Origin of the sequence: Listeria grandensis (assembly GCF_014322885.1) — a bacterium.
Lineage (GTDB): Bacteria > Bacillota > Bacilli > Lactobacillales > Listeriaceae > Listeria_A > Listeria_A grandensis.
Window position 1 is genome coordinate 221,146 of record NZ_JAASUG010000004.1, and the last position, 26,904, is coordinate 248,049.

Sequence of the window (26,904 nt, forward strand, 5' to 3'; positions counted from 1 at the left end):
ACTACAAAATTCCCGTAGCAGCCCTTTCCTATCTTATAAAACTTTCCTCATATTAATATCTACTGTTTCAAACCCCATTTTTTCGTATACATGAAACGCTCGCTTATTATGCCCGAAAACATGTAGACCAATCTCTGAAATACCAGCCTGACGCGCTTTTTCTTCGAGCACACGCAACAATTCACTGCCATATCCTTGATTTTGAAACGCTTCGAAAATCATAATATCATATATAAAATACGTATTCTTCTCCTCAAAGACCCATAACGTTCCTATTTTTTCATCCTTCCTATCAAGAATATCCCATAAAAAATGATCTTTCGTCATGACTCCATTAGATAAAAGATGCACCATCTCAAATCTCGCTTGTTCCAATGCATCTTCTTTATCCCAAATCCCGGCTTGAACCTTATCTTTTGCATAATCCACACTGAGCGCCTCTGAAAAGACAGGAAAAGTCTCCTGCTTCATCGGCACCAATCGCAACTTACTCATAGCGCACCAAGAAATACTTTTTCTTGCCACGGCGAACAATCGTAAAGCGATCTTCCACTCGATCTGCGCTTGTCACCATTTTTTCAAGATCTTGTACACGTTCCCCGTTCATATAGATTGCGCCATTCCCAATATCTTCACGCGACTGGCGTTTCGATGGCTCTATACCGAGTTCCACAAGCCAATCCACAAGCAACGCCTCTTCCTCGCTTGCAACAAATGTTGGTACATCTTTAAAGCCTTGTGCAATCTCATCAGCCGTAAGTGCCTTAACATCCCCACTAAAAAGCGCTTCTGAAATTTTAATCGCTTGATCCAGTGCTGCTTGACCATGAATAAATCGCGTCATTTCAGCAGCCAATGAACGCTGTGCAGCCCGGCGATGTGGCTCTAATTTCACCGCTGACTCCAGGTCATTGATCTCCCCTTGATCCAAAAACGTGAAGTATTTCAAGTATTTCACAACATCACGATCGTCCGTGTTAATCCAGAACTGGTAGAATTCATACGGCGTCGTTTTCTCTTTATTTAACCAGATTGCACCGCCTTCTGTTTTCCCAAATTTCGTCCCATCCGCTTTCGTCAACAACGGAATCGTCAAACCAAATGCTTTCGAGCCTTCTCCTTGTTTTTTACGAATCAGATCCAGCCCCGCCGTAATATTGCCCCACTGGTCGCTTCCACCGATTTGCAAACGACAATTGTGCTTCTCATATAACTCATTGTAATCCATCGCCTGCAAAATTTGGTACGCAAACTCCGTAAACGAAATCCCGACTTCCAAACGATTCGCAACGATATCCTTCGCCAACATCGTGTTCACATTGAAATTCTTCCCATAATCGCGCAAAAAATCAAGCACCGTCAGATCCTTCGTCCAATCATAGTTATTCACCATAATCGCGCCATTATCACCAGCAAAATCAAAAATTGTCTCCAATTGCCCGCGCAAACTTTCCACGTTTTTATTTACTTGCTCAATAGACTGCAGTTGGCGTTCTTCCTTCTTACCACTCGGATCACCAATAGATCCCGTCGCGCCACCAACTAAAATAATTGGGCGATGTCCTTTATTTTGAAAACGGCGTAAAATCATAAATGGGATCAAATGCCCAATATGCATCGAATCTCCCGTCGGATCAATGCCACAATAAAGCGAAATCGATTCCTTCTCCGTCAGTTCACGAAGTCCCGCCTCATCTGTTTGCTGATAAATCGCGCCGCGCCATTCTAGCTCATCAATAATGTTCATATCATTCTCTCCTTCTCGTTTTCAATTAAAAAAGTCCCTTCGTCTATAGACGAAGGGACGCAAAATATACGTGGTACCACCCAACTTAGGAAAAACTTCTTCCTCGCTTCATTAAGATAACGGCAAAAAAACCGTTTGCAAATGCAAATACGCTCCGGGATGTAATTCATCACACTTATTTGTACTGGTTCACAGCTCCCACCAGCTCTCTTTTTAAAACAGGGATAAGCGACTACTTCGTCCGTTCATAGCTTTTCGATATGTTGTTGTATCTCTATTTTTAACATAGCCTCAAAAAAATGTCAAGGCACACATAAAAAACCGAGCACATCTAAACCTAGACCCGCCCAGCTTAAAGAAATTTAACGCGTTGTTCCGCGCATTTTTTCGCTATGTGGTAAAATGACTGTTTTTTCTTCTACTTCTTCATTAGCCATCAATTTCGTTAATAAACGCATAGCAACCGCACCAATATCGTACAGAGGCTGAACAACCGTTGATAACTGTGGACGCGCCATCAATGTTAATTTCGTATTGTTCGACGTGACGATTTCAAGCTCTTCTGGCACTCTCACACCAGCATCAAGCGCCGCATTTAGAACCCCCATCGCAAGCTCGTCATCTGCTATATAAATCGCATCCGGTGTTGCTTTAAGCGAATTTAGCTGCGCCCAAGCTTTCACACCTGATTCATAATTGTAAGAGGCTTCCAACACGTAATCTTCGTTAAATTTAATCTTCGCCTCTTTTAGCGCCTCACGGTACCCGCCTAATTTCAATTCACTATTCACAGGCTCATCTAATGAACCACTAATAAACGCGATTTTCTTGCGACCATTCTTCGTGAAACGAGATACAGCCTCATAGCTTGCTTGTTTATAATCAATGTTCACCGATGCAATTTTATTCGCCGCATCAACCGAACCTGCCAAAACAACTGGGGCCGGCGAACGATCGAATTCTTCTTGCAACTGCTCTGAAATACGTTCACCCATATAAATAATTCCATCTACTTGTTTACCAAGCAAAGTATTCAACACTTGCAGTTCCTTATCTTCGTTCTCATCTGAATTACTCAAAATGATATTGTACTTGTACATCGTCGCAATATCTTCAATCCCACGCGCCAACTCCGCATAAAATACATTCGAAATATCCGGAATCATCACACCAACTGTCGTCGTTTTCTTGCTCGCTAGCCCTCTAGCCACTGCATTTGGACGATACCCTAACTGTTTAATGACATCTAACACTTTCTTTCTAGTAATTGGCTTAACATTCGGGTTGCCATTGACAACACGAGAAACCGTCGCCATTGAAACATTCGCTTCACGCGCCACATCATAAATTGTTACATTCATTTATTTCACTCTCCAAAAATTAATTTATTTTAACGGTTAGCCATATGTAACCATTGTAAACGGAAACAACCTTGCCTACACTTAATAATACGATAGTTTTTTTCGTTATGCAATTGTTTTCACTTATTATTTACATTACTAAAAATTCAGAAGAAAGCGTTTTATTTGAATTTCTACGTTTAAAGATACATGAAAGCGCGTGATAGCAGGCGTCAAATCACTTTAATAGCCGCTGTCCTCGCTAAGTTTATGTACATGAAAAAGTGGCTAGGAAATGATTTCCTAGCCACTTTTTAAATAGGATTATTGGATATTTTCAGGAACTAATTTTGATTTCAAAATCGCTTCCCAGAAAGCATCAAATTCTTTCAAGTCCATTTGTTGTGCCGAATCAGATAACGCTACCGCTGGATCTGGATGCACCTCTGCCATCACACCATCTGCGCCAATTGCGAGCGCCGCTTTTGCACATGGGAGTAATAGATCTTTACGACCTGTAGAATGTGTTACGTCAACCATTACTGGCAAATGCGTTTCTTGTTTTAGAATTGGTACAGCAGAAATATCTAATGTATTACGTGTTGCTTTTTCGTACGTACGGATGCCACGTTCACAAAGAATGATCTGATCGTTCCCTTGCGCCATGATATATTCCGCAGCGCCAACAAACTCTTCAATTGTTGCTGATAGTCCACGCTTTAATAGGATTGGCTTATCTACTTGACCGACCGCTTTTAAAAGTTCGAAGTTTTGCATGTTACGCGCACCGATTTGGATCACATCGATATGATCTAAAGCCGCTTCAATGTCGCGAGGTGTTACAATTTCGCTAATAACGCCAAGACCGAACTCATCTGCTACACGTTTTAGGATTTGTAAACCTTCCAGACCAAGACCTTGGAAATCGTATGGACTTGTACGCGGTTTAAATGCACCACCGCGCAGTAGTTTCAACCCCTTATCACGCACAGCACCTGCCACTGTTGCAACTTGCTCATAGGATTCTACGGAACAAGGGCCAAATACGAATGTTGGAACGCCATTTCCGATTGGGACGCCATTCACATTCACGATTGTATCCTCTTTCTTATTTTTGCGTGAAACAAGTAAAGCCTTCGAGTTGTCGTCTTCTTGCAACTCTAAACCAGCTTTAAAAATTTCTTTAAATAATTTCTCAATCGTGCCATCTTCAAAAGGACCTTTATTCGCATCTGTAATCGCATTTAGCATTTGACGCTCACGGACTGGGTCAAAGCGAATCACGCCTTGCATACCTTTGATTTTGCCGATTTCTTGTACTAGGTTTGCTCGTTTGTTAATTGCCTCCAGCACCTCAATATTTAAGCTATCGACTTGTGCGCGTAATTCTTCTAAATTTGGGTTTCCCATGTTCTTTGCCACCTCTCCAATTTCTCTGCATGTCTTTGTAATGTATATCTTTTCATTATAGATGAAAAATAATAATTTGTCACCATGCCACTTTCTCACTTAAGCGCTTTTAAGTGTTAAAGTTAATAATATAATACTAACATTACTCCCCCCTAATTGCAAGCTTATTTTTATACAGCACAAAAAACATGTAGCAGATTTGCCACTACATGTTTTCCCGTTCTTATTGCGTGATTTCTAGTTCTAACTGATGCATTTCTGAACCTCTTGCATCGTAGCCAATGATGCTCACTGTATCCGTAAAACGAATTCGCTTGCTTATGAGGTCACTGAATGTATACGTATGATTGATTGGATTCAAAGTAGCCACTTGTACTATTCTTCCTTCCGCAAGAAGTTTGACAGCAACAATATCTGCACCATATTTCCCTGAAAAACTATCTTTGGCCAAACTTAGCTTAGACGGTGCTGTGATTGAAATGCTAAGGTATGGCTCTTCCATCTCTTCTGCTACTTCTATTTCTGGGATTAACTCGGCATACTTTTCCAATAATTGTGTCTTAGTTGGTTCGGATAACTGTTGAATTGCAAGCCATACATCATCTTTCATCTCTGAATTTGCAGCATTCGCTATGGACGTATTAGCTTGGATTTTTGCTGCTTCTTCATTGATTTTTGTAATGAGATTCTCTTCAGGATTATTTTTAAGTGACTCATTTACCAAGCCCTTGTTTGTTATGATAAATGTATTTATTTGTTTTGATGTATCAACAATGTTTGCGCCATTTACTTTTAAACGACCTGGTTCTGCATGATAGATCCGTAATTTATATCCTGCTTTGATATCTATTTCAGCTTTATCAACAACATTATTCTTACCAGTCATTGATTTCGTATACACAACTGCACCATTCGTATCTAACACTTCTAATTTAGCATAAACAACATCTGCAAAATAATCATGAGGTGTAGTAGAGTTAGTAGTGACAGCTAACTTACCTTGATCTAACTTTACCGTAGCAGAAGAAAACTGCCCATCCCCTATTCCTAAGAACTGAATTGTTTGATTTACTATAGATCCCATAGTTTTCGGTGTATATTTGATCGTACATTCATTTGTCGTCTCTTTTACACGTAGATAGTAATTATCTAAGCTATATTTCGCCGTTTTACCTGTTGGCGCATCGATTGTGTATATGCCATTAGGTAATGTCCCCAGCGAAATATCTTTCCCTGTTATTTCTACTTTCTTAACTTCCTTTTTCCCGTTCTTGATCGTTAAGTATTGACCTTTTACTTGTGCTAAATCATCAATATCTAGATGAATTGTAGCTGTTCCTGATAGACCACTTTTTGCTAATTGTTCTGTATCTACAAAGTTAAGATACGATTTCAAGCCTAAAAGATTTTGAATAGTCTCAAGTTTAGATGCAGGCACAAGTTCTACCAACGGTGCAACTGCGGTATAGCCCTTCGCACGGTTTTCTTCTTGCTGTACTTTTGACATGACTCCCCCTGATGTCTGAATAACTGGTGTGAAATCAAAGCCGCTAGCCTGTCCAAAATATTTGGAAACTAAATCCAGCAAATAATGCTCGTTAGCTACAAAACCCTTTGTATTAGCTAGTTTACGATATTCTTGGTTAAACGTTGTTAAGCCTTTATCCCCAGATTTTTCAAGGAATAACAATAAATATTCTTGCTTAGGATAGTCGCCCCAATCGTTCACTGGTTTCTTATCCGTAGTATGCCACCATTCATCCATTGTGTCATCCTTAAATTTCTGCGCACTTTTAGCAGCAGCTATCCCTGCTTCTGATGTATCCTTTTTCCAAACACTATTATTATAAGTCCATGCGTATAGCATATTCCAGACTTCATTAGTAGTGAACGACCCATCATTAAAAGCGCCTTGATATCCGTGACCTATTTCATGTAAAGCAAGCAAACTAGTTGATAAAAATGGCTCTACAGTGTCACCAGAAGCGGCTGTATGACTTCCTCCATAATAAGCATAGTTACTACCAACACTACTTTTATCAGCTTTCATGAAATACTTGTTAGGAATATTTTTATCTGTAGGATTTTCTGGTGTGAATGATAAGCCAGCTAATTCATTATACTTCTCAAATGCATGAGTGTAATAATCGCATAACTCAGAAATCGTTTTAAAATGAGGCATCTTTTTCATATAGGCCTTATCTTTTTCAGGCACCAAAATTTGGAAGTACCTTGATTTTATAAGAGCAAATTCCGCGTCTGTGCTATCCCAGTCTTTAAAAAAGTCTGCTTCAGCATCGCCTTGCATGTAGTTTGGCAAAGCTTTCATCGCATTCGTTAGCTTAAATTCGATAATGGGTGCTTCACTCCCGAATGTTGTGTAAATAAATGGAACTGTTGTAAACGTATGGCTTACTTTAGTCCAAGAAGATGTGATGGAAACATTTTTTTCTGTTCTTGAATCGTCGTTTAAGAGTGCCATTCCTAGGTTCTCTGTAAACTTTGGATTTACTTGGCGAATCTCTAACTCCACATTGGCTGGTAAAATAATTCCGAGATCTTGCTTATCGTGTCCAATCCCTTTCCCCAATCCCGCATTATTCAGCCATGTTGGATTCTCTAGCTTGTATAACTTCATCGTCTTGATTTCGTCAGCATTCGCTTGCATTGAAAAGCTGACACAGGTAATCGCTAGTAGAATTACTAGGAATACCGCCATTTTTAACTTTTTCATCTCAAAACCCCTTTTAATTTTTTTGTATGCATTTATTGGATAGCGCATACAAACCCAGTTTATCACTTTAAATGTTATTAATAAATACTTTTTAAGGCAAAAAGTTTCATAAATAAACTATTTTTGTGAACATTTTGTGACATTTATAAATTATTTATGTAAAAATGGAAAAACAGCGAGACATAATGTTCACTGATGTTTCAATTCTTCCCAAATGGGAGTGTAGCCTATATTCCTGATTAATGTATTCCGCTTTCAATTAGCCGTTTCCGCTTATGCTCTTCTTTCGCCCCTATACATACAATGAAAAAGATAGGACATTTAGGAATATATTCATATCCACTTAAGTCCTATCCTCTTCTTACATTCTTACTTCGTTATGTCTATTTCTACTTGATGCATTTCTGAACCTCTTGCATCATAGCCAATGATACTCACTGTATCCGTAAAACGAATTCGCTTGCTTATGAGGTCACTGAACGTATACGTATGATTGATCGGATTCAAAGTAGCCACTTGTACTATTCTTCCTTCCGCAAGAAGTTTGACAGCAACAATATCTGCACCATATTTCCCTGAAAAACTATCTTTGGCCAAACTTAGCTTAGACGGTGCTGTGATTGAAATGCTAAGGTACGGCTCTTCCATTGCTACCATTTCTGGAAATAAATCTGCGTACTCTTCCAATAATTGTGTCTTAGCTGGTTCGGATAGTAGTTGGATTGCAACCCAGATATCATCTCGAACTTCTGAATTCACCGCATTTTTCAGTAATGAATTGGCTTCGATTTTTGATGCTTCTTCCTTGATTTTCGTTATAAGAAAGTCATCAGGATTATTTTTAAGCGTATCATTGATTAATCCTGTTCTTGTGATTGTAAATACGTTGGTTTGGTTTTTGGTATCCACAATTTTGGAATCATCTACTTTTAAACGCCCTGGCTCTGCATGATAAATACGCAGTTTGTAGCCTTCTTTAATATCTACCTCTGCTTTATCTACAACTGTATTCTTCCCAGTCATGGATTTCGTATAAACGATCGTTCCATCTGTATCTAATACTTCTAATTTTGCATAAACGTTACTCTCGAAATAATCGTGTGGTTTATTAGAATTCGTATTAACAAACAGTTTACCCTTCTCTAAATCTACTTTAGCCGCAGAGAATTGCCAGTCAGCTATTCCTAAAAAGCGGATTGTCTGGCTTGCTAAAGAACTTTCTTTTTTCGGTGTGTAATTGATAGTGCATTCATTTGTTGCTTCTTTTACATTTAAGTAATGCGTATCAAGTGAGTATTTTACGGTATTACCTGTTGGAGCATCGATTGTGTAGATACCATTTGGTAAAGTTCCAAGCGCTACATCTTGATCAGTTATCAATACTTTTTTCACTTCTTCTTTGCCGTTTTTAATTGTTAAATACTGATCTTTTAATTGTGTGATATCATCAATATTTAGGTGGATTTTCGCTGTTCCAGACAAGCCACTAACTTGCAATTGTGTTGTGTCGACTAATGACAGGTACGACTCTAATCCTAATTTAGCTTGAATTTCTTTCACCTTAGATGCTGGTACAACGTCTACAAGTGGCGCAACTGCTTGATAACCATTTAGACGATTTTCTTCTTTTTGCTCTTTCGACATCACTCCGCTCGCTGATTCAATTACTGGCGTAAAGTCAAAACCACTTGCTTGTCCGTAATATTTGGAAATTAAATCTAGCAAATAATGATTAGCTGGTACAAATCCTGGTTCGTTTGCAATTTTGCGATATTCTTGGTTGAAGGTTGTGAACGCTTTGTCTCCAGCCTTTGCTTGGAACGTAAGTAAGATTCTCTCTTTACTTGCTCCATTCCAACTGTTCATCGGTATTCCTTTTACTTTCCACTCATCATTTAACAGTTTTTCTCGCGCTTCTTTGCTACCATTTCCATACAGTGTTCCCTTTGTAGCAAGATCTGCACCGAAATAATTTCTTTCAAAAGTTGCAGCGTAGATATTGTTCCATACTTCGCCTACACCAAAGGAAGGATCCGACATAAAGGCACCTTGGTAACCATGCCCAATTTCATGTAAACCGCCCCACCCTGTAGATAGGTAAAACGCTGCTAGAGTATCACCAGTTTGAGCTGTGTGACTTCCGCCATAATAAGCCGCGCCTCCACCATGTGCATTTGCCTTGATGAAGTACTTGTTGGGAATATTTTTATCGGTAGGATTCTCTGGCGTAAAGGATAGCCCATCCAGTTTATTATATGTTTCAAAGATGCTTGTGTAATAATTACAAAGTGCATCTATCGATTTAAAGTCTCTCATATTTTTCATATAGGCTTTATCTTTTTTTGGAACTAGCATTTGAAAATATCTTGATTTGACAAATCCGAATTCAGCATCTGTACTATCCCATTCTTTAAAAAAGTCAGCTTCGATATCGCCTTGCATGTAGATAGGCAAGACTTTCATGTTATTCGTTAATTTGAACTCGATAATTGGTGCCTCCGAACCGAATGTCGTATCGATCATAGGAACCGTTGTGTACGTGTGACTTACTTTTGTCCATGTGGACGTGATGGAAACATTCTTTTCTTTTTGGGAATCATCATTTAAAAGTTCCATTGTTAGATTCCCTGTAAATTTAGGATTCGTCTGACGAATTTCTAACTCTACATTGGCGGGCAAAATAATACCTAAATCTTGTTTGTCATGCCCAATTCCTTTATTTACTCCTGCATTATGAAGCCATGTTGGATTCTCCAATTTGTATAACTTCATCGTCTTGATTTCGTCAGCATTTGCTTGCATGGAAAAGCTGACACAGGTAATCGCTAATAAAATTACTAGGAATACCGCCATTTTTAACTTTTTCATCTCAAAACCCCTTTTAATTTTTTTGTATGTATTCTCATTGAGTAATACATACAAATTCAGTTTATCATTTTAAATATTATTAATAAATACGTTTTTATACAAAAATACGCCATAAATATCTATTTATGTGAATTTTTTGTGACATTTATAAATTATTTATATTGAAACCGCAAAAAGGGCTATAAACCATGTATAGAAACATGATCTATAGCCCTTCGCTATTTATGATTCATCCTTATTTTTTCAGTTCTTTTTTCGCATCGTCTACAATTTTTTCTGTCTTATCTTTCGCTGTTTTCGAAGCATCTTTCACTTCTTCTTTTGATTTATCAGCGGCTTGTTTAATCTCAGACTCCGCATCTTTTGCTTCTGATTTGAAGGTTTCACTGGCTTTTTGTGCTGCTTGTTTCGTTGCTTCAACACCGGCAACAGCAGTTTCCTTCACAGACTTCGTTTGTTTAGAAACTGTTTCATAAAGTTGACCTGACTTATCTTTCACAACATCGACGAATCCTGCTGTAGAATCCATAATAGAATCACGTTTTTCTTTGGCTACATTGCCAATTTCGATTCCTTTTTCGTAGGCAACATCTTTCCATTGTGTACCTTTTTCTTTTAAAACGTCTACATGTTCGTTCAAGTCACCGCGTAATTCCTTACCTGATTTAGGAGCTAGAAGTAGCGCTGTTACAGAACCTACGATACCACCGATTAAACCACCGATTAGAAAATCTTTTACGTTAATACCATCTCTTTCAGACATATATATTCCCTCCATACTTGTTTTTATAGGTTGATTGTTTCTTCGTTTGCTTCACTCGCTGCTTGTTTGGCTACTTTGTTCGCCTTCATTTTATCACGGAAAGCTAGAATCGAATTGCTAAAGGATACTGCTTGCACGATTTTTTTCTCGTTCGTCTGTACTTTGTTGGTCGCAAGTGTCGCTAGCTCGCGAACCGATTGGCTGAGCCCAAGAAGTGATACGCCGATATCTCCAACCGCATCAAATACTGGATCCACTTTCGCCACTTTTCCATTGATATCTTCGAGAAGATTGTTCGTCTTTTCCATCAATTTCTCGGCTTGGTCTGTGATCCCCTTGACCTCACCAGTCATTTGTTCAAGCGATTTAGCTACCTCATCCATTGTCTTAGATGTCGATTTGAGCGTCATCCCAAGATAAACAGCAATAACAAGTAGCGCGATTGCAGCCACCAAAGCCGCAATGTATAAAATTATTTCCACCTTCTCCACACCTCCACGTATATCTAGCACTTTACCCCCAATGTGTCTATGTAAAACGACCATTTCTAAAGAACGGGCTGTCTTCATTTTAGCAATATTATGCGTAAAAGGGAAGTAAAATACCATGGCTTGCCGATAGATCGTATTTTTAGTGTACAGAAAGCGGCGAAATAAATTCTTTTTGGAAGCATATTTTGTGGAATTGGAGTAAACTGTAGAGGTGCCGCAAAACGGTGGAAAAAATGAAATGGAGTGATATGCTTGAAAGATCCACGTATTGAAAAATTAGCTCATAATTTAATTAACTACTCTGTACGCTTACAACCTGGTGAGAAAGTACTTATTGAAAACTTTGGTTTACAAAAAGAATTGGTGACCTCACTCATTGCGGAAGCCTATAAAGCCGGCGGATTCCCATTCGTATCTTTGAAAGAGCCACAGATTGACCGTGAAATGATGCTTGGTGCAAGCCCGGAGCAATATGCTAAAATCGCTGAGTTTGAAGGAAACGTCATGAAAGAGATGGATGCATATATCGGCCTGCGTGCTGGTGATAATATTAATGAATTATCGGACGTCCCTGCCGAAAAAATGAAAATTAACGGCGAAACAGTTGGGAAAATGCATACGAGTATTCGTGTTAAACAAACAAAATGGGTTGTGTTACGTTACCCAAGCGCGTCCATGGCACAATTATCTAAAATGAGCACCGCCGGGTTTGAAGATTTCTACTTCCAAGTTTGCAATCTTGATTATAGTAAAATGGGAGAAGCGATGGAAAGCCTCGTAACATTGATGAACCAAACTGATCGCGTTCGTCTTGTTGGACAAGGCACAGACCTGCGTTTTTCAATCAAAGATATTCCTGCTATCAAATGTGCTGGTGAGTTGAATATTCCTGACGGCGAGGTATACACGGCTCCTGTGCGCGATTCTGTGAATGGTACAATTACGTATAACACACCTTCTCCTTATCAAGGTTTTGTTTTCGAAAACGTTTCCTTTACTTTTGAGAACGGAAAAATTGTGAAGGCTACAGCGAATGATACGGAGCGTATTAACAAAATTTTGGATACAGATGATGGCGCTCGTTTTATCGGCGAATTCGCGATTGGTGTTAATCCATTCATTCACGAACCGATGCAAGATATTCTTTTTGATGAAAAAATTGAAGGTAGCTTCCATTTCACGCCAGGCCAAAGTTATGATGAAGCACCAAATGGCAATCATTCCGCGATTCATTGGGATTTGGTGAACATTCAGCGTCCTGAATACGGTGGTGGCGAGATTTACTTTGATGATGTCCTCATTCGTAAAGATGGCCGCTTCGTCATTCCAGAGTTAGAGAAATTGAATCCAGAGAACCTCATTTAATAACACAATAAAGAAGGAATCCCATTTTGCCGGATTCCTTCTTTTTATGCACTATTAGGCTTATCTCCAGAATAGCGCATCAAAAAAGAGCTGTACATCAGGATTTCACTGACATACAACTCTCAAATGAGATGCTTAATTTACTGCTCGCTTTTCTTCTATAAATTTCACACCCGCGTCAAGAATCCCTTCGTATGCTGCTTGGAATTTTTGAACATCTCCTGCTCCCATGAATAAAATCACAGCATTATCGTAAGCTAATAGACTTTCTGTATTCTGCTCTTGAATCACATGGTTGCCTTTCGTTTTTGCGGCTAGATCTTGAATCGTTAACGTGCCACGATTTTCACGCGCTGAACCGAATATATCGCATAGATACACTTCGTCCGCTAGATTCAAACTATCTGCAAAACCTTGTAGAAATGCTTGTGTCCGTGTAAATGTGTGCGGTTGAAATACCGCTACAATTGGACGATCTGGATATTTTTGACGAGCCGCATTGACAGTAGCCCGAATTTCAGAAGGGTGGTGTGCATAATCGTCCACCAATACTTGGTTCTGTCTCTCCGTGATACTGAAACGACGCTTCACACCTTCAAATGTACGCAATTCTTTTGCTACATCAGCAGTTCCGATTTTTTCATAATGACAAAGCGCGATAACGCTCAGCGCATTGAGCACGTTGTGATCGCCATACGTCGGAATCACGAATGTTCCATGGAACTCACCGTTATGATACACATCAAATGTGGAGCCGGTCGTTTCTTTCACAATATTTTTAGCTTGAAACTCATTCCCCTCTTCAAAACCGAAGTAAATAACGGGAACTTCTAGTTTTAAGCGGCGCAATTGTGTATCATCGCCCAACGCAAAAACAGCCTTTTTCACTTGTTTACCAAATGATTCAAACGCACTAAATACGTCATCCTCGCTCTTAAAATAGTCTGGATGATCCCAATCAATGTTCGTCATAATCGCATAGGTTGGCGAGTAAGCTAAGAAATGGCGTTGATATTCACAAGCCTCTAAAGCAAAATACTCAGCATCTGGGTTACCCTTCCCAGTCCCATCACCAATTAAATACGAGGTTGGGCGCAACTCTTCTAACACATGCGAAAGAAGACCAGTCGTCGATGTTTTACCGTGCGATCCAGTAATAGCAACACTTGTATAGCCTTCAATAAGTTGTCCCAAAAATTTATGATAGCGAATAACTGGTAAATCCATGTCCATTGCTTTCTTAATCTCAGGATGGTCGTCTTTGAACGCATTACCCGCAATAATTGTTAACCCTTCATGAATATTGTCTTCAGAGAATGGCAAAATTTCAATACCGTCTTCTTCCAATGATTTCTGTGTAAAAAAATACTTCTCTACATCGCTTCCTTGCACGCAGAAGCCTTTATCAAACATAATTTGAGCCAGTGCACTCATACCTGACCCTTTAATCCCAACAAAATGATACGTCGTCATTAATTGAACCCCCAGAATTTTAATCTTTGAAGAGGTAGCCTAAAAAATAGTGTGTTGCTTATTTTAAATAGCATTTTCATTATTTTTATTATTTCTAGACATCTTCTTGTTACTTTACGTGTATGTGTGTTTGCTGTTAGTCGTTTCGCATGAAAACTCTCACTAAGCAATTATAGCACTTTCTCGCCCATTAAGAAATCCTTGTGGGAAATTTATATCCAAGGACTTATATTTTTGCGTTTTTGCGCTTTATAAAGTACGCTTTTATACGCTAATAGAACTATGGATGTATTAATTATCACGTATCTTTTCTAATTGTTCTTTTGTGATAATAACATCCCGCGGCCTTGAACCGTTCGTTTCTGAGACAATACTGTGTTTCTCTAGCGCCTCCATCAATCTTGCAGCACGGTTATAGCCAATGCGGAAATGGCGTTGAAGCAAAGAGGTGGAAGCTCCATTCTGAGCGAGTACAAAATCACAAGCTTCATCAAAAAGATCATCCTCTTCTTCTTTGGCAACCTCACGTTCTAGCAACTCTTCTTGCTTGAAAAGATAGTTTGGTTCGGCTTGATTCCGCACATGAGCAATAACAGCATCGATTTCTTGATCACCAACATAAGTCCCCTGTAAGCGAACTGGTTTAGAGGAACCACTAGGTAAGAAGAGCATATCCCCTTTTCCGAGAAGTTTCTCCGCCCCTGCTGTATCGATGATTGTTCTGGAATCGATTTGCGAAGAAACAGAGAACGAAACCCGTGTCGGTATGTTCGCCTTAATAAGGCCCGTAATAACGTCCACAGATGGCCTCTGCGTCGCTACAATCATATGAATACCACACGCCCTTGCTTTTTGAGCAATACGACTGATCGCTTCTTCTACGTCGTTTGGAGCGACCATCATCAAATCGGCTAATTCATCGATAATGATTAAAATATATGGCAATTTTTCACCTGAGTGCTCTGGGTGCGAAGAGTATTCATTAAATTTCTCCATATTTCGAACGCCAGCATGCGAAAAGAGTTGATAACGGCGTTCCATCTCTTCTACCGCCCATTTAAGCGCTGCGGTTGCCGCCTTCGCATCTGTAATAACAGGGCTAACAAGGTGTGGAATGCGATTGTACGGTGCTAATTCAACCATTTTTGGATCGATAAGTAGTAATTTCAATTCGTCTGGCGTGGCTTTATAGAGCAGACTAATGAGTAGGGAATTGATGCACACACTCTTCCCTGATCCGGTAGCCCCTGCAATTAAACCATGCGGCATGGTTTGCAAATCAGTAACGATTGGCATGCCTGAAATATCGAGACCAAGCGCTGCGGTCAACGGCGATTTGCTCGACTGAAAAGCTTGGCTATTCATAATCTCCGAAAGCATCACAGGACGGCTCGTTTCATTCGGAATTTCGATTCCAATGGTGCTCTTTCCAGGAATTGGCGCCTCCATCCGAATGTCTTTTGCAGCAAGGCTCAACTTGATATCATCGGTCAAATTCGTGATTTTGCTTACCTTCACACCTTTTTCAGGCTGAACTTCAAAACGCGTAACGGCAGGACCTTGCGTAACATTCACGACGCTTGCGGAAACATTGAAATTCGAAAGCGTTTCGTTTAAAAGTTCTTCTTGAAATGCTAGCCACTCTTCGTCTTCATTTTCGAAAACAGGTGGTTTCAGTAGATTTAGCGACGGGAAATAATAACCGCTCGCCTCTTCTTTTAGGCGCGATTCTGTAGGGAAAACTGGTTTTATTCCAACTTCCGGCTCTGGCTTGCTTTTTTTCTCCACATGCTGCTTATCTTGATTCACCATCATCACGTTGAAAGGAATTCTGGTTTTTGGCGGTGTTTCTTCAGACTTTACTACTTTTTCTGGTTGCGGAGCCTCATGAATAAGATCGATGCGTTGCTCCACTGGTTTTTGTTCTATGATCGGTTCTGGCGGAGCTTCGACTTCTTCAGCAATCGACTCTGCCAACACTTCTTCCTGAATTTGCCCTGGAATCGCAACCTTTTCTTCGGCCTCTAATGCGGCATCGGCTACCGATGATGCGTCATCACCCCAAACCTCTTCTATGCCCATGATTGGCGCAGGTTCCGCTACAGCTTCTACTATTTCCGGAATAATTTCACTCGATTCTTGGTCTTTTGTGATATCAAACTCAAAACGACTTGGTCTTTTTTGGAAGGCAAACACAGGAGAAGGCACATCGGTCGGCCTGAACGGACGTTTCTTCTCGATTTTTGGTGTACCATTCGGAATCGCTCTTGTGATACTTGATGAAACTGCTTGTTGTTCTATATGTAACGCTACTTCTTTCTCCGTGCTCGGTCGATGCCCATCTGGAATTAACGGAAAGCGAAACTCACCTTTTGGATATTGATATACAACTTTAGCATGGACTTCGCGCTGTTGCTTTGCTGATTGATGCTTCTGACGTATCGCTGGTCTTATTTTTTCAACTTTAGCTGGTACTATTTGAACTGGTGGCGCTTGTTCTGCCTCTTTTTTAGGCTTAGCCACTACTTCTTCATATTCTTCGTTTCGATCGGCAAAGAAAAACTCTTTAAACCATCCCATTTATATCACTACCTATTTGTTTTTTTCCGTTTCTTAAACTGATTCTAACAGAGAAATTTAGATAAAGCTATCATGAAAGTTCTGCAACCTCGATTCAACTCTAAAAAGCCTCGTAGATTGCTGTTATACCAACATCCAAAGCCATATAACATAAACTTATACTTCATCCCCCTAAAATAAAAAGAACAATAAAAACATTTATTGTATACTAAAAACAACAAAAATAAAGCAATTCTCCCATCAGAAAGAACTGCTTTTCATTTTAAAATAACACTGGAAATTCCGCGCCCGTTTCATAGCTACCATCTAGCACCATGATTCCTTTTTCTTCCGGCGCATCAGGAATCGCCAACTCGCGCGCCGCACAAATCATCCCGAATGAATCTTCCCCGCGAAGATTGGATGGTTTAATGATTAAACCACTCGGCATAACAGCTCCCACTTTAGCAACCACCACTTTTTGACCTGCGTCAACATTCGGTGCACCACATACGATTTGCACTGTTTTGCCTCCTAAATCAACTTGACAAACATTTAGTTTATCCGCATTCGGATGCTTTTCTTTCGACACCACATATCCGACAACAAATTTAGGTGAAAGATCTGCTTCTAATACAAAATCAAAACCACTGTCCACTAATTCTTTGTTGATGAACGCGACATCTTCCGCCGTCAAATTCACTTTACCATTCGCATCAAATGCGCGTCTTTTCGAAACCTCAAATAAATTAATGGCAACCGTTTCACCAGTCTCCACATCAAAAATACGCGTCACGTTTCCTTTGGATTCAAAATCCGTTTTTTCTACATCGTTTAGGTGAACTAAAAGCGTGTCCCCTACTCCTTTTTCGTTATAAAATGCATTTACAATCACGTTAACTACTCCTTTGGTCTGTTTTTGGCCATAATAAAGATCGGTTCTAGTTTACCATCATTATACACGAGAGGTAAAGAGGTAATTGGCGCCAGTCCGTCCGCAAAAAACTGCATCGTCATGTGCGCCAACACATCATAGCCCGTATTATTTCTTATATCCGCAATAATCAGCACGTCTTGGTGTGGCACCGCAAGCACCATCTCGCCCTCTATTTGCGCTCGCATCTCTTCCAAAAAAGGCTCATTTAAAATGCGACTCGCGTCATATCCATCATTCGTTCGCACGAAATAATAATCATTCCCACTCACCGAATCTTTTTTCGAAGTCGTTGGTCGTGTTCGCAAATTCGCAAACGCCGCAAGCCGTATATCATCCAGCGTCACATCTGTATTTTGCAGACTTTTTTCCTCGATAAACCGATAAGACGCTCCTACATCCACCACATAAAAAATGGCTGTTTCCGCCGTGTGTTCTTCTCTTAACAGCACTTTCCCATCCTTCGTTTCACGAGGGAAAGAAGTCGCACGAATCACGGGATATACATTCGGTAAACTCGCACGAATATCGATTTTTTGTTGCGATGCAAGCAAACCTTCGCGTACATAATAGCTGATTTTATCCACGGCAACATCCCCATTTTCTTCCCAGTTCGCGATGATTTGCGGAATAGATAATGTAATCGAGTGACCGGATTCCGTCACCTTTAACGTATCCTTTTCTCGATCATAGCCAAACGTCCGACCATTGCCCGAAAGCTCTGTTTCAAGGCGTTCTTTCATTTTTTGCGTAGTCATTTTCAAAACAAAGCCCTCCCCTCTTCTTATAGCGCATCGATAAAGTCATTAATTTCTTCTTTTGTTTTGCGGTCCTTACTGACGAAACGCCCGATCTCCTCGCCATCTTCAAACGCCAAGAAACTTGGAATCCCGAAAATCGCCAAGTCCGCACACAGATCAATAAACTGATCACGATCTACGTGCGAAAAAGTGAAATCATCATGCTCCGCTTCAATCTCCGGCATGACCGGTTCAATAAACTTACAGTCCCCGCACCAATCCGCGCTGAACATAAAAATCGTTTTACCATTATCTTTTAACTCATTAAATTCTGCTACTGATTTCAAATGCTTCATCATCACTCGACTCCTTCTTGTTCTTATATCTTCCATCCTAAAGCCCACACCAAAATTAGTAAAGAATTACGCTCACAAAACTTGCTACTCACCATTATTTCTTCTATCATAGCAGATAAGGAGGCGTTTTTTATGGATTATCATATTTATTTAGCTGGCGAAATTCATTCGGACTGGCGCAACCAACTGCGCGCTAGCATTAATGAAAAACCAGGTATCACATTCCACTTCTGGGGACCACAGGAAAATCACGATTTGTCAGACGCGATCGGCGAAAACATTCTCGGCACGCAACCAAATCCCATTTACAAGGACTTGCAAGCGTCAAAAATCAACAATTTGCGCACCGAACTACATCTGAAAAAAGCAGACTTAGTCATCGCTCTGTTCGGCGAGAAGTTCAAACAATGGAATACCGCAACCGACGCAGCAACTGCGATCACACTCGGAAAACCAACCATCATCATCCGACCCGAATCGCTACATCACCCGTTAAAAGAGTTATCAGAGAAGGCGAACGTAACAGTAGACTCCATCGAACAAGCCGCACAAGTAATCGATTATCTATTCACATAAAGATCACGTATGTGACAGAAGCGGGAAGATTAACTGATTTTTTTCAAACAGCGACCCCTTCCCCTTCTTCACAAACAATGTGACATCTTCTTGGTAATCTATCTTCAACGTAAGCTCCTTTCCCCTCCTAAGCGCAAAAAAGCACCCCTATTTCAGGCGCTTCTTCACGTTCACTCGTTCCTTCCAAGACCACATAAACCCAAATCCCAAAACCAGAATTCCACCGATCAACGTCGTTAAAATCCAACCCGGCTCCGTCTCCTGAAAATAAAGAATCGGAAATAGATAGCCAATCCATAAAAAAAGAGCAGAAACAATCATGATACTTCCCGTCAAGATCACCGGCGAACGCCAAATTTTAAGCATTGTCGCGAATTGTTTCAAATGTCGTTTTATCCAAATTGCGGACTACCGTCGTAATCATTTCTTTAGCCGCCGCATAATCATCGATGTGCAGAATCGAATTAGCTGAGTGGATATAGCGCGCCGGAACGCCAATTACCGCACTCGGGATACCGCTGTTCGACGTGTGTACTTTCCCAGCATCTGTTCCACCCGGCGAGATAAAGTACTGATACGGAATGTGATTAGATTCCGCAGTATCTAATAGAAATTCACGCATACCACGATGCATGATCATCGTCCGATCAAAAACACGCATCAAGAAACCTTGACCAATTTGACCAAATTGCGTTTTATCACCCGTGGTATCATTCGCCGGACTAGCATCGAGCGCGAAAAAAATATCTGGTTGAATCATATGTGCGCTTACACCCGCACCACGAAGCCCGACTTCTTCTTGCACGTTCGCGCCCGCAAATAATGTATTGGGTAGCGCATCGTCTTTCACTGCTTTTAAAAGCTCGATCGCAAGCCCAACACCATATCGATTATCCCATGCTTTCGCCATAATTTTTTTCGGGTTAGCAAGCGGCGTAAATTCAGCCACAGGGACAATTTGTAGTCCTGGTTTCACACCAATCGCTAGCGCATCATCGCGATCATCCGCGCCAATATCGATCAATAGATTTTTCGGATCTGTCGGCTTACTTCGCTCTGCTTCTGTCAATAAATGCGGTGGAACTGAGGCTACCACACCAATTACCGGACCATTCGCTGTTATCACTTGCACACGTTGCGCCTGCAAAACTTGCGGATTCCAACCACCTATCGTTTGAAAAGCAATCATTCCGCTATCCGTAATTCGCGTCACCATAAAACCGACTTCATCCAAATGACCCGCTACCAAAATACGCGGCCCCTCATCGACCCCATGACGCACACCGAAAATACCACCTAAACCATCTTGAATAACTTCATCAGAAACCGGCGTGATCTCTTTCCTCACAAAATCTCTCACAAATTGCTCGTTACCCGAAGTACCTGGCAACTCCGTTAATGTTTTAAATAAATCCAACGTTTCTTTTTCCAATTTATAATCAGTCCTTTTCGGTGATTTCCCTAGCATTATACCATTTTTAGAAAGGCTCCGTCGATGTAAAGGCTTTTATATTTTTAGTTTAGAGGGTATAATAAGACACAGTGAAACTTAAAGATAAATACAAGTAAGATTTAGGGAGGAAAACAATGAACTGGAAAGCGTTTATTACCGGCGTTGCTGCAGGGGCTGCGGCTGGTCACTTCATCAATCATTACCTACTCGAACCAAAAACCATTTCAGGAGATGTTATTCTGGAAAATGTCAAAGAGGCATTCAAAAAAGAAGGGCCCATCGAAGGCTCATGGATCCAACTAAAAAAACAACATTACAAAAAATTCGCGATGGATACATTCGTGTATCACGGCGGTATTACAGCGATTCGCGACGGCGAGAAAAAACAATTCGAGTTTATCGCAGATGCTACGACTGGAACAATTATCGATGTTTACTTAACTTAAAAATGCAAAATGGCAAGCCGCAACTCGGCTTGCCATTTTTTTATTTAATAAAACTATCCACACGTTTTTGGTCGAACTCACCGCTCACCACCATGTCTTTCATCTGCTCGCTAAAGATAACTTTTTCGGCACTTTGCAACGCTTTTCTTACGGCAGCCATCTGCAATAAGATATCCTCATAAGAACGTCCCTCATCCGTCATTTTTTTAATGGATTTCACATGCCCCTCAACCTTTGCCAACCGACTAGAAACCGCTTTTCTAACTTCCGACATTAAAATACCCCCGGCTTATTATATTTATATTTTTATAAAATAACATAAAATCGTTGAATATAAAGCGTTTATATATCCCCCTACCTAGGATAAGATAGTATATACCTTATAGGGGTATAAGGAATTCAACGTTCCACTTTTACCTCATTCACAATCTGAGCATCTTCATCAAAACGCAATGCCCGGTAAAAATAGTCATGATAAAAAAGTAACCATTTCCCAGTTCCATTAATTTCATCTCGCAATCTCTCCTTCGCAAAAATGGAATCCATTGGATAATCATCATATGCCGTGACCCACAAAACACTCTGATGCGCGTGCGTTGGAAAAATATCCGCCATATGAATAGCTGACTCCCCTCCACTATTGATCCGAATGACCGCATGCCCGTTACTATGCCCACCGGTCTTCTCGAGCATAATCGCATCATTTAAAGTTAGGAATTGATTGTATGTTTTTATTTGATGTGCAACGCCTTGCCAATTCTCTGGCCAATATGTTGCTTTCGATCGGATATTGGGTCGCTTCATTTCCGCCCATTCCGTTTCCGTCGTGTAGATAGTTGCATTCTTAAAAATACTTTTTCCAGTCGTATCCGTAAGTCCCACGATGTGATCAAAATGCAGATGTGTCATCAAAACAACGTCGATATCTTCTGGTTTCACACCAAGTTGCGCTAAGTCTTCCAATACGAAAGATTCTTCCACGACACCAAAATTTCGTTTTTGCTTCTCCGTCAACCGACCCACGCCAATTCCCGCGTCAATCAGATAATGCTTCCCTTGATATTCAAAATACATCGGGTCGCACACGCAGCGGATCTGATTTTTTTCATTCGGTTCATATTTTTTGCTCCAAAGTGCCTTAGGAACCACACCAAACATGGCACCTCCATCAAAATGCGTCACACCACCGCGCAACCAATGAATCGTGATCTCCCCTACGCGCAATGTATTCATACACGTCTCCTCCTTCGTACAAAAAAAGCCAGAGCAACCACAAATTACTGCGGGCTCTAGCCTCTCGTTATGATTTAAATGTTGCTTCCAAACGATAGATCGGAAAACCTTGCGCAGAAAACTTTTCTTCATATTCCGTCATAATATTTCCTTCATAATCGCTATGATGAAGATCTAATGACAAATATGTCAATAATATCCCATATTCAGAAAATGCCACCAGCGAATACTCAAATAGGCTACGATTATCCGTTTTAAAATGAATTTCACCATCCACAGGTAGTAGCGCCTTGTAAATATCCAAGAAACGCGAGTTCGTCAGCCGACGCTTCGCATGCCTTTTTTTCGGCCATGGATCAGAAAAATTCAAATAAACACGCGCAACTTCATTGGGTTCAAAGTATTCCAACAGATCTGCCCCGTCCACGGACAATAATCGCAAATTCGGAATACCTGCAACAAGCGCCTTATCAAGTGCTGTAATGAGCACGCTTTCCACAACCTCAATGCCAATATAATTAATATCAGGATTCGCTTTAGCCATCCCGGTAACAAATTGACCTTTCCCCGTTCCGATTTCGATATGAATCGGGTTTTCATTTCCAAACAGCTGGTGCCATTTCCCTTTTGATGCTTCTGGATTTGCCACACATACTTCTGGGTGAGCTAGAATTTTCTCCCGTGCCCACGGTTTATGTTTTACTCGCATAATGTCTCGTACACCTCTTCATCCTCCATTATTTTCCTTAGCAATAATTCCAGGCGCGCAAGTTCTGGCGCTCTGCTATGCTCAAATTGCCAGTTCATCGCCATTAATACCTGACAAATCGAAAACCATTTCAATCGCAAATAAAATTCGCACGTCAACGTTTGGCCGTATTCAAGAAGCCATCGCTCCCACTCTCCGTAGGGAACATATTGATACAGTAGAACACCTAAATCATTAGCTGGATCTGCAAGCATTGCCCCATCCCAATCCACAAGGTATAGTTCCTCCTGTTCCGAAAGAAGCCAGTTGTTGTGATTGACGTCCCCATGACAAACAACATGTGGTTCTTCTCGCAAGGCATCGACATGCTCTATTAAATACTGATACGCCTGTGCAACCAATGAATCAGGCTGACCTAGCTTATCCACATACCCTGTCACTGTCGCTAACAGTTGACCACATGAATACTCTTTTTTCTCAATCCGCTGCAACATATCTCGCAATGCATCTGATTGGTGAATTTTTCCTAATAATTTTGCCACTCTCGGTTCGCGCATTTCAGTTGCCCGAAGCGTTTGTCCATTGTTAATCCATTTTTGAGCAGTGATGACATCGCCATTTTCCACGCGTCGTGTCCAGATCAATTTAGGCACAATATTCTCAACAGAAAGCGCAGCTAAAAAAGGCGAGGAATTCCTTTTCAAAAAGAATTTTTCGTCTTCATGGACAGCAACAAACGCTTTCCCCGTTTCGCCACCCGCTGGCTCTATTTCCCAATCTTGCCCAAATAAATTATCTTCCATTCCACATTCACCTTCATTTACATTACGTCGTCTAGCTTTTAAGTCTAACCATTCTCTATTTGTAGCCCCTACTTTTGTTATTATAACGACGAATCTAGTCACTGTTGCATGCATCACTAACAGTCTGCAGGTTACTCTTCTTACTTTATGTACTTTATAAAACCGTGATAAAAAAATAGCTATTACAATTTTCTTAATAGCTACTTTTTAAATTTTACTTCTCTTAGTGCTTCCCGTCAAGTCAACATATGTTCGGTCTTGGATTATTTGTGACGGAAAAGCGAATAACGACCCCCTACATTCCATTTTATAAGATGTTGATTATCCTATGAATGATTACATCGATTTTGAAAATAGTGTCAAATAAAAAATCCGTATCTGGATACCCAGATACGGAAAGTTCCTCAATCAATGCTCTATGACTTCCGTTTTTGTAACGATTGGAGCCAATGATTGTGGTTTTTTCTTGATGAAGATAGCGAGAATAACCGCGATCACCGAAAGAATGGAGGAGACTAAGAAAGCTGTCTCGATACCGTGAATCAATACATGATTAGCGATTTGTTCCTTCGATTTTCCAATAACGTCTGTTGCCGTCATATTCTTCGCGAAGCTTGTAGCACTTTTTGACATTGTTGTGATGAGTAGCGCTGTTCCAAGTGATCCTGCAATTTGCCGCACGGTATTGAACATCGCTGATCCATGTGCCGCCATCGAAAGTGGTAGCGAGTTAAGCGCCGCGGTTTGTAGTGGCATCATAACCATTGCCATTCCGCTAGCTCGAATCGTTTGAACAACAACAATGTACGTTAAAGTGGTGCTTTCATCCAAATCCGTGAACATAAATGTCGTTACAGCCATGATCACTAAGCCGATTAAAGATAGATATTTCGCGCCAAAACGGTCAAACATTATCCCAGTTACCGGGGAAAGCGCCGCAGTCATGACAGCTCCCGGCAAGAGTACTAATCCTGATTCTAGAGGTGTAAAATGACGCACGCTTTGTAAAAAGATTGGGAATAATAGCATGCCTCCATAAAGTCCCATCATAACGAAAAAGCTGATCGTTGTGGTTAAAGTAAAGGTTCTGTGTTTAAAAACATTGAAATTTAGTAGTGGGGCTTTCGCACGACCTTGATACCAAATAAAAATAGCTAATACGATAAATCCAAGTAAAACAAAGCCAAGTACTTTTGCTGATAGGAAATCATGATCTCCTGCATTACTAAATCCTAATAATAAACTACCAAATCCAATGGTTGACAAAATAACACCGAGAAAATCCAATTTTGGAAAAGTACGTTTACCCACATTTTTTAATAGGAAGAATGCGACTACAACATCTAAAATCGCGAACGGGATAATAATGTAAAAAAGGTTCCGCCAATCATATTCTTGTACAATCCAACCAGATAATGTCGGGCCAATAGCGGGTGCAAAGTTCATCGCAAGCCCAATTAATCCCATCGCTCGTCCCCGTCGTTCCATCGGGAATAAATTAAGTACAACAACAGTCAGAAGCGGCATAACAATCCCTGCCCCAATCGCTTGTACCATCCGTCCAATAATTAGAACCGTGTAATCCCCTGCAAAACCAGAGATCGTTGTACCAATCGCAAAAGTAATCATCGCAAATAAGTATAACTGTCTCGTTGTAAATCGTTCAATTAAAAAAGCTGTCATTGGAATCATGACACCGTTGACAAGCATGAACCCCGTCGTCAACCATTGACCTTGACTCGCTGTTATATTGAAATCCGTCATAATACTTGGAAGTGCCACGTTCATCAGCGTTTGGTTTAAAATCGTGACAAATGCCCCCATTAGCATCACAATCAAGATACCGTTTGTTTTAATGCCATTTGTTGCTGCTTTCATATTCATTGTTCTTTTGCTCCTTTTTGTTCTAATAACGCAATCATTTTTTCATGTGTTGCGAGCATTGCCTTTAGTTCGTCTGAATCTATTTCTAAAACCGCCTCTAGTCGGTCAAAAAAGACATCATATGTTTCATCTACTTTTGCAAGACCTTCTGGTGTTAGTTGCAGATTAAGCGCCCGTCTGTTCCCTTCGTCGCGCCCTCGCGTTAAGTAACCCGCCTTCACCAAACGGTCGACAATGCCGCTCATCGTACTTTTATTCACTTTGACACGTTCAGCAAGCTCGCCCAGCGTTAAATGCGGCTCCCTTTTTAGCGTGCCCAGAGAAAATAATTGCACCGTTGTAATGTCTCGCTTCGTGGCTTCTTCTTGTAAGTAATGATGTATCTTACGCTGCATTGTTCGAAAAGAAATAACAACTTCGCGTATTAATTTCTCATCCAATATTCGTTCCCCTCCTCCAAAGTTCATAAGCGAAAGATTCGTATACGAACTATTAACAAAGCTTATTATACGCCTATTTTTAATGATGTCAAGACAGTTTTCTAACCATTTTCTCATGAAAGCGAAAACAACAGCCGTATTTCAGCGTTATTTTATATATATAAATATTTACATACATATAGTCCCTTGGTGAAAAACGAGTTGCCAATGACCATCGTTGCATCTCCAAATCGAACTTCGTAGCGAATTCCGACTTTCTTTTTCATCAAAAATACGATATGTCGCTAAAACAACCTCCTCAGAAAGCTCCTGAATTTCAAAATGACTTAGCCTCATGTTCACCTCGCCAATGCCGTCTTCACGGATCGCTTCCCCTTTATAAAGAACGCGTCCAGAACTCCCAAATTCGAAAAAACCTGGCGCCAAGAGCTTTTGTAACGCTTTTTGAGACGCACGGATTTCGGACTGGAGTAACTGCTCTTCTAACCCCTGCAAATAATCCTTTAGTGAGAAATTCATGTTCTTTTTTCGCCTCCTATATAAAAACCGAACCGATTCATCTATTCATGAACCCGTTCGG

At 40.5% G+C, this 26,904-nt stretch carries 25 protein-coding genes and 1 other annotated feature; of the genes, 3 read left to right on the top strand and 22 right to left on the bottom strand.

What is annotated here, in order from left to right; all coding sequences use genetic code 11:
* Positions 1-33: 33 nt before the first annotated feature.
* The 8 genes from HCJ54_RS07610 to HCJ54_RS07645 all read right to left on the bottom strand — a co-directional run bounded on the left by HCJ54_RS07610 (position 34) and on the right by HCJ54_RS07645 (position 11,344).
* A complete protein-coding gene (locus HCJ54_RS07610) occupies positions 34-495 on the bottom strand; it encodes a GNAT family N-acetyltransferase (RefSeq protein ID WP_187137203.1) in 462 nt (153 codons plus the stop codon).
* Entirely contained in the window at positions 488-1,747 is a 1,260-nt protein-coding gene (tyrS, locus tag HCJ54_RS07615) for a tyrosine--tRNA ligase (RefSeq protein WP_187137204.1), read from the bottom strand. Before tyrS ends, HCJ54_RS07610 begins: the two co-directional genes overlap by 8 nt.
* 50 nt (positions 1,748-1,797) lie before the next feature.
* Positions 1,798-2,005, bottom strand: a binding site (T-box leader).
* Between the two features lie 104 nt (positions 2,006-2,109).
* Entirely contained in the window at positions 2,110-3,108 is a 999-nt protein-coding gene (gene ccpA, locus HCJ54_RS07620; protein WP_187137205.1) for a catabolite control protein A, read from the bottom strand.
* 303 nt (positions 3,109-3,411) lie between these two features.
* Positions 3,412-4,497: a bifunctional 3-deoxy-7-phosphoheptulonate synthase/chorismate mutase gene (locus HCJ54_RS07625; protein ID WP_187137206.1), complete on the bottom strand. Its 1,086-nt coding sequence runs from the start codon at positions 4,495-4,497 to the stop codon at positions 3,412-3,414.
* Positions 4,498-4,720: 223 nt separating this feature from the next.
* Positions 4,721-7,231, bottom strand: coding sequence for a putative mucin/carbohydrate-binding domain-containing protein (locus HCJ54_RS07630; RefSeq protein WP_187137207.1), 2,511 nt, complete (start codon positions 7,229-7,231; stop codon positions 4,721-4,723).
* Positions 7,232-7,600: 369 nt separating this feature from the next.
* Complete coding sequence (locus HCJ54_RS07635; RefSeq protein WP_187137208.1) at positions 7,601-10,099, bottom strand: putative mucin/carbohydrate-binding domain-containing protein; 2,499 nt, start codon at positions 10,097-10,099, stop codon at positions 7,601-7,603.
* Between the two features lie 235 nt (positions 10,100-10,334).
* On the bottom strand, positions 10,335-10,862 hold the full coding sequence (locus HCJ54_RS07640; protein ID WP_187137209.1) for a YtxH domain-containing protein: 528 nt from the start codon (positions 10,860-10,862) through the stop codon (positions 10,335-10,337).
* 23 nt (positions 10,863-10,885) lie between these two features.
* Positions 10,886-11,344 carry a DUF948 domain-containing protein gene (locus HCJ54_RS07645; RefSeq protein WP_185409230.1) on the bottom strand — a complete coding sequence of 153 codons (459 nt, stop codon included), beginning with the start codon at positions 11,342-11,344 and terminating at the stop codon, positions 10,886-10,888.
* A gap of 261 nt (positions 11,345-11,605) precedes the next feature.
* Between HCJ54_RS07645 and HCJ54_RS07650 the strand changes: the two genes are divergently transcribed.
* On the top strand, positions 11,606-12,718 hold the full coding sequence (locus tag HCJ54_RS07650; RefSeq protein ID WP_187137210.1) for an aminopeptidase: 1,113 nt from the start codon (positions 11,606-11,608) through the stop codon (positions 12,716-12,718).
* Positions 12,719-12,853: 135 nt separating this feature from the next.
* Here HCJ54_RS07650 and murC read toward each other — a convergent pair whose 3' ends face one another.
* From murC to HCJ54_RS07675, 5 genes are all read right to left on the bottom strand, one after another.
* Complete coding sequence (gene murC / locus HCJ54_RS07655; RefSeq protein ID WP_187137211.1) at positions 12,854-14,191, bottom strand: UDP-N-acetylmuramate--L-alanine ligase; 1,338 nt, start codon at positions 14,189-14,191, stop codon at positions 12,854-12,856.
* A 291-nt stretch (positions 14,192-14,482) separates the two neighbouring features.
* Positions 14,483-16,771, bottom strand: coding sequence for a DNA translocase FtsK (locus HCJ54_RS07660; RefSeq protein ID WP_187137212.1), 2,289 nt, complete (start codon positions 16,769-16,771; stop codon positions 14,483-14,485).
* 262 nt (positions 16,772-17,033) lie between these two features.
* Positions 17,034-17,645, bottom strand: coding sequence for a YtpR family tRNA-binding protein (gene ytpR / locus HCJ54_RS07665; protein ID WP_187137213.1), 612 nt, complete (start codon positions 17,643-17,645; stop codon positions 17,034-17,036).
* A 5-nt stretch (positions 17,646-17,650) separates the two neighbouring features.
* A complete protein-coding gene (locus tag HCJ54_RS07670; RefSeq protein WP_187137275.1) occupies positions 17,651-18,442 on the bottom strand; it encodes a DUF1444 domain-containing protein in 792 nt (263 codons plus the stop codon).
* Between the two features lie 26 nt (positions 18,443-18,468).
* Positions 18,469-18,780, bottom strand: a complete 312-nt coding sequence (locus HCJ54_RS07675) for a thioredoxin family protein (RefSeq protein ID WP_187137276.1) — start codon at positions 18,778-18,780, stop codon at positions 18,469-18,471.
* A 132-nt stretch (positions 18,781-18,912) separates the two neighbouring features.
* Here HCJ54_RS07675 and HCJ54_RS07680 point away from each other — a divergent pair, with 132 nt between their 5' ends.
* Entirely contained in the window at positions 18,913-19,356 is a 444-nt protein-coding gene (locus HCJ54_RS07680; RefSeq protein WP_187137214.1) for a YtoQ family protein, read from the top strand.
* A 147-nt stretch (positions 19,357-19,503) separates the two neighbouring features.
* On the opposite strand, the gene HCJ54_RS07685 is transcribed toward HCJ54_RS07680, so the two are convergent.
* Together HCJ54_RS07685 and HCJ54_RS07690 are read right to left on the bottom strand one after the other, a co-directional pair.
* Positions 19,504-19,740, bottom strand: a complete 237-nt coding sequence (locus HCJ54_RS07685) for a hypothetical protein (RefSeq protein ID WP_187137215.1) — start codon at positions 19,738-19,740, stop codon at positions 19,504-19,506.
* Positions 19,715-20,788 (bottom strand): M42 family metallopeptidase, encoded by a 1,074-nt coding sequence (locus HCJ54_RS07690; RefSeq protein ID WP_187137216.1) that lies wholly within the window; start codon positions 20,786-20,788, stop codon positions 19,715-19,717. The genes HCJ54_RS07685 and HCJ54_RS07690 overlap by 26 nt, the downstream gene beginning before the upstream one ends.
* 155 nt (positions 20,789-20,943) lie before the next feature.
* On the opposite strand from HCJ54_RS07690, the gene HCJ54_RS07695 reads away from it, so the two are divergent.
* Positions 20,944-21,255: a PepSY domain-containing protein gene (locus HCJ54_RS07695; protein WP_185409238.1), complete on the top strand. Its 312-nt coding sequence runs from the start codon at positions 20,944-20,946 to the stop codon at positions 21,253-21,255.
* Positions 21,256-21,295: 40 nt separating this feature from the next.
* Here the strand turns inward: HCJ54_RS07695 and HCJ54_RS07700 are convergent, their stop codons facing one another.
* The 7 genes from HCJ54_RS07700 to HCJ54_RS07730 all read right to left on the bottom strand — a co-directional run bounded on the left by HCJ54_RS07700 (position 21,296) and on the right by HCJ54_RS07730 (position 26,843).
* Complete coding sequence (locus HCJ54_RS07700) at positions 21,296-21,529, bottom strand: metal-sensing transcriptional repressor (RefSeq protein WP_187137217.1); 234 nt, start codon at positions 21,527-21,529, stop codon at positions 21,296-21,298.
* A gap of 125 nt (positions 21,530-21,654) precedes the next feature.
* Positions 21,655-22,488 (bottom strand): MBL fold metallo-hydrolase, encoded by an 834-nt coding sequence (locus HCJ54_RS07705; RefSeq protein WP_187137218.1) that lies wholly within the window; start codon positions 22,486-22,488, stop codon positions 21,655-21,657.
* Between the two features lie 67 nt (positions 22,489-22,555).
* Entirely contained in the window at positions 22,556-23,197 is a 642-nt protein-coding gene (gene trmB, locus HCJ54_RS07710) for a tRNA (guanosine(46)-N7)-methyltransferase TrmB (protein WP_187137219.1), read from the bottom strand.
* Positions 23,188-24,000 (bottom strand): phosphotransferase family protein, encoded by an 813-nt coding sequence (locus HCJ54_RS07715; protein ID WP_187137220.1) that lies wholly within the window; start codon positions 23,998-24,000, stop codon positions 23,188-23,190. Before HCJ54_RS07715 ends, trmB begins: the two co-directional genes overlap by 10 nt.
* Before the next feature lie 408 nt (positions 24,001-24,408).
* Entirely contained in the window at positions 24,409-25,884 is a 1,476-nt protein-coding gene (gene mdrM / locus HCJ54_RS07720; protein WP_187137221.1) for a multidrug efflux MFS transporter MdrM, read from the bottom strand.
* Positions 25,881-26,324: a MarR family winged helix-turn-helix transcriptional regulator gene (locus tag HCJ54_RS07725; protein ID WP_185525151.1), complete on the bottom strand. Its 444-nt coding sequence runs from the start codon at positions 26,322-26,324 to the stop codon at positions 25,881-25,883. The genes mdrM and HCJ54_RS07725 overlap by 4 nt, the downstream gene beginning before the upstream one ends.
* A gap of 168 nt (positions 26,325-26,492) precedes the next feature.
* Positions 26,493-26,843 (bottom strand): nuclear transport factor 2 family protein, encoded by a 351-nt coding sequence (locus HCJ54_RS07730; RefSeq protein WP_187137222.1) that lies wholly within the window; start codon positions 26,841-26,843, stop codon positions 26,493-26,495.
* Positions 26,844-26,904: the final 61 nt, after the last annotated feature.